At 61.4% G+C, this 5,294-nt stretch carries 8 protein-coding genes and 1 pseudogene; 6 read left to right on the forward strand and 3 right to left on the reverse strand.

Annotated elements, in window-relative coordinates; translation table 11 throughout:
• The coding region (locus tag KP010_RS09395) for a hypothetical protein (protein WP_371824202.1) at window positions 1-183 on the forward strand (183 nt) is incomplete at its 5' end.
• Between the two features lie 153 nt (window positions 184-336).
• Complete coding sequence (locus KP010_RS09400) at window positions 337-597, forward strand: DUF2164 domain-containing protein (protein WP_142863723.1); 261 nt, start codon at window positions 337-339, stop codon at window positions 595-597.
• 122 nt (window positions 598-719) lie between these two features.
• Here the strand turns inward: KP010_RS09400 and KP010_RS09405 are convergent, their stop codons facing one another.
• Both KP010_RS09405 and KP010_RS09410 read right to left on the reverse strand, forming a co-directional pair.
• Window positions 720-1,631: a DMT family transporter gene (locus tag KP010_RS09405; protein ID WP_216280775.1), complete on the reverse strand. Its 912-nt coding sequence runs from the start codon at window positions 1,629-1,631 to the stop codon at window positions 720-722.
• Window positions 1,632-2,097: 466 nt separating this feature from the next.
• Window positions 2,098-2,367: a hypothetical protein gene (locus KP010_RS09410; protein WP_142863721.1), complete on the reverse strand. Its 270-nt coding sequence runs from the start codon at window positions 2,365-2,367 to the stop codon at window positions 2,098-2,100.
• Between the two features lie 324 nt (window positions 2,368-2,691).
• Between KP010_RS09410 and KP010_RS22740 the strand changes: the two genes are divergently transcribed.
• Together KP010_RS22740 and KP010_RS22745 are read left to right on the forward strand one after the other, a co-directional pair.
• Window positions 2,692-3,087 (forward strand): HAD family hydrolase, encoded by a 396-nt coding sequence (locus tag KP010_RS22740; protein WP_253203596.1) that lies wholly within the window; start codon window positions 2,692-2,694, stop codon window positions 3,085-3,087.
• A gap of 80 nt (window positions 3,088-3,167) precedes the next feature.
• The gene (locus KP010_RS22745; protein ID WP_253203597.1) at window positions 3,168-3,404 is read left to right on the forward strand and encodes a hypothetical protein; all 237 of its coding nucleotides are present in this window, start codon (window positions 3,168-3,170) and stop codon (window positions 3,402-3,404) included.
• A 20-nt stretch (window positions 3,405-3,424) separates the two neighbouring features.
• Here the strand turns inward: KP010_RS22745 and KP010_RS09420 are convergent, their stop codons facing one another.
• Window positions 3,425-4,096 (reverse strand): IS6 family transposase, encoded by a 672-nt coding sequence (locus KP010_RS09420; RefSeq protein WP_216280776.1) that lies wholly within the window; start codon window positions 4,094-4,096, stop codon window positions 3,425-3,427.
• A gap of 172 nt (window positions 4,097-4,268) precedes the next feature.
• Between KP010_RS09420 and KP010_RS09425 the strand changes: the two genes are divergently transcribed.
• On the forward strand, window positions 4,269-4,637 hold the full coding sequence (locus KP010_RS09425; protein ID WP_216280777.1) for a hypothetical protein: 369 nt from the start codon (window positions 4,269-4,271) through the stop codon (window positions 4,635-4,637).
• A 26-nt stretch (window positions 4,638-4,663) separates the two neighbouring features.
• Window positions 4,664-5,212, forward strand: a pseudogene (locus tag KP010_RS09430) (IS3 family transposase); the annotation flags it as partial.
• Window positions 5,213-5,294 lie beyond the last annotated feature (82 nt).

Consider the following 5,294-nt stretch of genomic DNA (forward strand, 5'->3'; position numbering starts at 1 on the left):
TTCGGCCCCGGCAGCCTGCGCGAGCTCCCCGACCTCGAGCGGCTGGAGGACGAGGGCCTGCTGCAGCGCCCGGGCGCCGACGGCGATCTCGACCGGAACCTGGGACTGCGCGACGAAGAGCGGGAGACGGACGAAGACGCCGCCGACTTCGCCGACGGGGATGGACATCGATCGGCCGATTGATGAATCTGGCTCTCAGCGCGACCGGCCGCCGAGGACGGGTCTCCAATCGACGCGCCAGACGTTTTCCCGCGCGATGCGACAAACAGCGTCGACCAGGGCGGTGAGTCGATCGGCTCGGAAGAAGCGAAGCTCTATGCGTGAAAGGAACGCGCGGTGGCGATCGAGATACCGAAGGAGTCTGCGAAGGAAGCGGTCTTGTCGATTCGACGCTATTTCGAAGAGAATATGGACAGTGAGATCGGCAATCTCGCGGCGGAGGGCCTGCTCCAATTCTTCGTCGAAGAGATAGGTCCGATTATCTACAACAAGGCCGTCGCGGATGTGCAGAGCAGGCTGCAAGCCCGCGTAGCGGAGCTGGATGTCGAGATTCATGAGGACGCGTTCGGCTACTGGCGGAAGCGCCGGCGCCGCTGATCCGGACATGATAGGCCGTCAACCGTGACGCTGCGTCCGGCGCCTCCTCGACGATCCCGTTCAACTCCGACAGTGAACCGCGGTTCAGCTTCCGGACGGCGACGGGCATATCCACTTCCCCTTCAACGGGAAGGGCTCCTGGAAGCTGCACGCACGCCGAGGAGCACGAGGGCCGTGCCGGTGAGCTGAATGGCGGTAATCGCCTCGTCGAGCAGCAGCCAGGATATGAACATGGTCGTGATCGGTCCCAGCGCGCCAATAATCGCCGTGTTGGCGGCTCCGATCCGCGCGATTCCTTCCGAGGTCAAGAAGCTCGGCAGGACCGTCGAGAAGATCGCGAGCGCAAAACCATAGCCATAGACCGCCGCGGGCTGCTCGAGGAGCTGGGAGGTGGGCCCGGACAGGCTGAAATGCAGCAGCGTGCCGCCCGTCGCCGCCAGCATGGCGAGCGCCGTATATCGCTTGGCGCCGAGGCGTAAGATGATTTTCTGACTGCCGATCAGATAGACCGCATAGGCTATTGCGCTCAGCAGCACCAATAACACGCCGTCGACCCAGGCCGGCGTCGCGCCGGCCCTGGCGCGATCGTCGAGCAGCACGAGCGCGAGACCGAGATAGGCGACGCCAAACGCCAGCACGTCGTTTCGCGTGATCGGGCGGCCGAAGGCCAGGGCGGACAGCAGGACGACGATCAGCGGATAGGTGTAGAGAACCAGCCGCTCGAGATCCACGGAGATCCGGACGAGAGCCGCGAAATCGAGGAGACTTGCGGCGTAATAGCCGATGAGACCGAAGGCGGCTATCCCGAGGAGATCCCGCGCCGACAGGCGCGCGCCACTACGGCTCAGATAGGCCGCGACAGCGAGATACACGGGCATGGCGAAAAGCATGCGCAACGAGAGCAAAGCTTCCGGCGTCAGCGGATAGGAGTAGGCGAGTTTGACGAGAACCGCCTTGGTCGAGAACAGGACCGCACCGAGCGCCGCCAGCGCGACGCCGAAATTGCGATCTGTTCCCAGGCTTGCCTCGGTCATGGCTCTGCACGGCCCTTTCGACATTCGACAAGATTTCGATCGTAGCGGCGGTCAAAGACGCCATGGGCGCCGGGCGCCGAGCTCATCCGCGCGCGAGCAGGTGTAGCATAGGCGCCGGTCGAGAGCCCGTCGGATTTGCGCGGCAGCTCCTCGCAGAGAGCGAACAATGTCTCGAGACCAATGTCGCCGTTCGCGCCACGAGGCGCGCCTGCGGCGGTAAGGCACGTCGGCTCCGATAATTCCATTTGATCGCCAGAAGCTGGCTGTCCGCGACGTCCGAATTTGCACGCGCCGGAATTGATCGACCTCGCGAATTACGGCGCCGCAGTGCAAGTTCTCCGATGGCGGCAACATTGCTGATGAGCGCGAAAGGAGCGCAATCAGCGAACTTTCATAGGCTCTGGCAAACAGTCGTGCTCCACATTGGATCCCAGTCGGCGTGGGCACTGGCTCTGAGCATCCTTGGTCAGAGCTGATAGACATAGGATTTGCTGACCTTGTGTCGTTTGGCGATCTCGGCGACGGGAACGCCGCTTTTGCGTTCCGCCCGTAACGCCTTACGGAAAGCTGCGAGTTCCTTTCCGGACCGTCGGCCGCTGGCGCCGCCGGCAGAAGCCCGGAGACCCTTCCTCTGTTTGCTCTGCCCGGAATCCTGCTTCTTCTCCGCCGCGAGAATCGCCTGCACGGTCTCGACGATCTTTTCTAACTGGCTAATTTGACGTTTGGTAAGCGGCATAGTCGACTCCCGAATCAGGTTGACGACAGCTACACGAACTTTCCGGCAACGCAAGTTTCTCCTCCCTATCGCTCGAAGCGTCGAGGATCGCAGGAGCCGGAAGATCCCGGAAGTTCGATAGGAAGGCGGCGCGCGCGCCCTGCGGCGGCATAGGCGCGGATCTGGCTCAACGTTGTGGTAAAAGCATTTTTCGAGGCGTTCGATGTGATAACGACAAGGCGCCGCCGAATGGGCGACCACGTCCCAATCGAAAATCGTCTCACCAATGAAAACGATCCTCGCGCCAAGATGAAGCGCCCACATTAAGCCAGACGGGAGAAAGCCTTGAGGCCTTTAGCCGAAGCCGACATCTCGGAGTTCCGCAACGTCCGCTTCGTGCTGACCGACATGGATGAGACCCTTACCTTTCGCGGCCGCCTCGGCGCACGCACCTATGATGCACTCGAGCGCCTGCAGAGAGCAGGGGTGAAAGTAATCCCCGTTACTGCGGCGCCCGCAGGCTGGTGCGATCAGATGGCCCGGATGTGGCCAGTGGACGGGGTGATCGGCGAGAACGGCGGATTCTTCTTCGAGCGCGCTGAAGGTCACCGCCTCGTGCGCAGCTTTTGGCACGGCGCGAACGATAGGGCTGACGTGTGGGGCCGCCTTGCCGAGATCGCGCGAGATGTTCTTGCCGCCATTCCGGGCGCAACTTTCGCCGAGGATCAGCCCTTCCGCTGACGAGTATCGCCTTTGCCCGACCGGAAGACGCTGACGCGCGCGCCGCTATCGCTTCGGCGATGCGTGCCGCCGGAGCCGATGTGACTGACAATAATCTGTGGGTGCTGGGGTGGCTCGGCGGCTACGATAAGCTCGCCATGACGCGTCGCGTTCTGGCGACAAGCTACGGCGTCGACATCGAAGTGGAGCGCGATGCAGTGCTCTATGTTGGGGATTCAATCAACGACGCGCCCATGTTCGGTTTCTTCCGGCACACAGTCGGGGTCAGCACGGTCACGCGCGGGCTTTGTCGCAAATTTTGTTTATGGACGCGATGAGCGTGTGAGAATGATGTGGCTCACGCGGCGAGGGCGTAGAACTTCTGCGCAGGACGCAATTCGCCCGCGGTCTGCAACTGGTCCTTTCGGATCATATGCATGACCTCGATGCCCGAGAGTGTCGCAGCAGCCGAGCGAAATGATTTGAAACCCAACATCGGCCGCGTCATTCGCTTCACCGCTCGGTGGTCCTGTTCGACGATATTATTGAGATATTTGATACGGCGGATTTCGATGTCCGCTTCATGCTCCGCATTGTAGGTTTCGATCGCCGCCGTGTTGGCGCCGCTCTTGTCGATCGTGATCTTCTCCGGTTCGCCATGCTGGCCGATCGCCTTGCGCAAGAAGCGCAGCGCGGCTTTGCAATTCCGCTTCGCCGTCAGCAGGAAGTCCACCGTCGCGCCCGCCTTGTCGACCGCCCGATACAGATATTTCCAGCAGCCTTTGACTTTCACGTAGGTCTCATCGAGACGCCAGCTGGATCCGATTGCGCGCTTGCGAGCACGGAACTGTTTCTCCAGCAAAGACGCATACTTGACGACCCAGCGGTTGAGCGTGGAATGGTCGACTTCGACGCCTCGCTCTTCCATCATTTCCTCGAGTTGACGATAGCTCATCGGATAGGCCACATACCAGCGGACGCCCCACAGGACCACGTCGCGTTCAAAATGGCTGCCCTTGAAATCGATCATCGGACTATCCCGCCTGCCTCGCGCCCGGCGATCATAGCCCCAATCGACCCGCGAGAAAAATTCGCGACAGAGCCGGACATTCAGCGACTACCTGCGAGGCCATCCAATCCACGAACTCGAGAGAGCCAAGTGGAGACTCTGGCACGGCCGTTCAAGCGCATGTCTTGGGCGCTTGGCGCGGCTGACGCATTGGATTGACGCCGCTCATGTGAGAGACGTCAAAGGCGCGCCCGTAATTCGGCGACACATCAACGATCTCATCGAGTACCTTTACGCCAATCAGCCTGCGCTCGTGAACTACGGGCGGAGGCGGCGCGATCGGCTGCCGATTTCAACCGCTTTTGTCGAAAGCGCCGTCAACGAAATCCTGTCAAAGCGGATGATCAAGAAACAGCAGATGCGATGGAATAGATGGACCGTGCAGCCGTTCCTCGACGTGCGTGTCGCCGTTCTCAACGAAACACTCGCCGGTTCGTTCAGGCACCTCTATCCAGATTTCCAACCAGACAGCCAAAACGATCCCGTGCGCCTTGCAGCGTGACGAACCCCACAACCTTGCATGCTCTCAAGGTGAACCGGCAATTTCGGGCGGCGCGGCCAAATGCGCTGTGGCTGTCCGACTTCACTTATGTCTCGACTTGGCAAGGCTTCGTCTATGTAGCTTTCGTGATCGACGCCTTCGCTCGGCGGATCGTCGGCTGGCGCGCCTCGCGCACAGCGCATGCGGGCTTCGTGCTCGACGCGCTCGAGCAGGCGCTGCATGATCGTCGGCCGGTTCACAGCGGCGGCCTCGTCCATCATAGCGACCGCGGCGTTCAATACGTCTCTATAAAATACACCGAGCGCCTCGCCGAGGCCGGCGTCGAGCCATCGGTCGGCAGCGTCGGCGACAGCTACGACAACGCGCTCGCCGAGACGATCAACGGACTCTACAAGGCCGAGCTGATCTGGCGACGCGGGCCGTGGCGAAGCTTCGAGGCGGTCGAGTTCGCCACGCTCGAATGGGTCGACTGGTTCAACAATCGCAGACTGCTGGAGCCGATCGGAAACATTCCGCCGGCAGAAGCCGAAGCGCGCTATTATGCGCAACTCGAGGAGCCCGCCATCGCGGCGTGACTCAAACGAAACGGCCTCCGGCAATCCCGGGGCGTGTGTGGATGCCCCCGCTTTTGCAAGGTGATTTTCTCGGCGACTACTC

The sequence above is a fragment of the Methylosinus sp. KRF6 genome, from assembly GCF_018887255.1.
Lineage (GTDB): Bacteria > Pseudomonadota > Alphaproteobacteria > Rhizobiales > Beijerinckiaceae > Methylosinus > Methylosinus sporium.

Excerpts from the sequence above, each read along its gene's own strand:
- KP010_RS09405 (WP_216280775.1), bottom strand. The coding sequence starts at position 1,631 with ATGACCGAGGCAAGCCTGGGAACAGATCGCAATTTCGGCGTCGCGCTG.
- KP010_RS09410 (WP_142863721.1), bottom strand. The coding sequence starts at position 2,367 with ATGCCGCTTACCAAACGTCAAATTAGCCAGTTAGAAAAGATCGTCGAG.
- KP010_RS09420 (WP_216280776.1), bottom strand. The coding sequence starts at position 4,096 with ATGATCGATTTCAAGGGCAGCCATTTTGAACGCGACGTGGTCCTGTGG.